The 1757-nt window shown below is 33.8% G+C and carries 1 protein-coding gene; it reads left to right on the top strand.

Annotated features, from left to right (window positions below; translation table 11 throughout):
* The coding region (locus NYG92_RS09090) for a putative barnase/colicin E5 family endoribonuclease (RefSeq protein ID WP_289234206.1) at positions 1-1757 on the top strand (1757 nt) is incomplete at both ends.

A 1757-nucleotide genomic window follows, 5' to 3' on the forward strand; every position in this document is an offset into this window, starting at 1 on the left:
CGGTTAAAAAGCTAATCAGAGAAGCACAAGCCTTTAAAGAAAGCGGCGAAAAAGGCGAATTCAAAGCCCAAGTCAGTGGAGCGTTTTATAAAGAGGGCTTAGGAGATATTGACTTGGTATGGGGGGATGAGAATTTTGGCTTAAAGCATATTTTGGAGCGTAGAACGCAGGACTTTATAGAAAAAGGATTTAGTAAGGCAGAAGCAGAGCAGAAAGCTTTGGAATTTGTGGAAAGTTTGCCTGATATTATAGAAAATGGCAATATAGACAAGGGGGCAAAAAGAGTATTTTTAGATACAGAGAATGAAAGGGCTGTGATAGCACTAGACTATAATGGAATCGATAGGAAGTGGGTATTGACAGGCTATATCAAAGATGACAAAGCCCCTATTTCAGCATATCCGCACCAAAATAAGCTTACGGATTCAACTTCTAGCCCAATCGTTAAATCGGCTTTGACAAATGAAATTATACCACAACAAAGCAAAAAACGAGCCTTAAAAACTACAACAAGAGAAATAGAAAAGTTTATGCAATTAGCACAAGATTTGCAAAACAAAAGCTTAAGCAAAAACGACAAAATACAAATAATAGATAATTTAGTATCAGCTTTGTCCTCTTTAGAACATAAAATGCCCGAGTTTATAGAAGAGATTATGGAAAAAGCAAATAAAGCTACAATGCCTTACGCATCGTCAGTAGATAGAGCAAAATACAAAGGCTTTAATGCGTCTGATAAATATGCAATGTTTGAAGTGTTTAGGGTTATAAAGCTATTAGATGCTTATGATGATGCAGAAAAACTTATAAAAGATATAAAAAAGGGTGAGGACATAGACTTTAACAACAAAATATTAACAAAAATGCAAAATACAGAAAAAGCCCTTGTTTTAACCCAAAATCAAGCAAGTTTAGGAGTGATAAAAGATTTTGAAAAAGTTTTAAAAAACCACGAGCAAGATGTAAATTTGCTTATTGATAAGGCTTTAAAGCTTTTAGGAGACAAAAAAATACAAAACGCAGAGCCTGAAAGGGATTTGACAAAGCTAAAAGAAGCTAAGGGGAGTGAGGATATAACTTTTTTTGATACAAAGGGTAGGGAACGCACACTCACAAAAGAAACGCAAAAAGCGTGGTTAGAAACTTTTGGGCTTGAAAGCTTAGATGAGGAGTTTATTCCAAATTTACCGCGTGAGCTAAAAGAGGCTTTAGGCAAGGAATTAAAGCTTACAAAGGGAAGTTTATATAAAATCGTAGAAAAAGGGCGTGAAAAATATATCCCGCAAATAAAGCAGACTTTACAAAATCCAGACTTTGCTTTAAGAGATAGAGATAATATGCTTATTTTAGCGAAACAAATCGAGGATAAGCAGTATTTTACAAGTATCAATTTAGAAACGAAAGATTATTTTATAAGCATTTCAAATGCACCGAAAAAAGAAAATATTTTAAAAAATAAGGTAGAAAATGGAGCAAAAATACTCTATCAATCTCCAAATGCCAAGTCAATTTTTTACACTGATACACTTTTACAGACTGACAGATCTTCAGCCAACAAGATTGACGAGGATATTATAGCAGAAAAAAACGATGCCTTAAGTGAAGTAGTGGATAATTATGAGCATTTTTATCAAAGATATGGAGGGAGTCTTGACGGGTCGTTGTATTTAGATGATTTTAAAGCCTTAAGTAAAGATGAGCAAAGGGAATTTTCACATATTTTATACACTTTTAGAAACTATCTTAATCAGTATGAT

Source organism: Campylobacter felis, from assembly GCF_030250085.1.
Classification (GTDB): Bacteria; Campylobacterota; Campylobacteria; order Campylobacterales; family Campylobacteraceae; genus Campylobacter_D; species Campylobacter_D upsaliensis.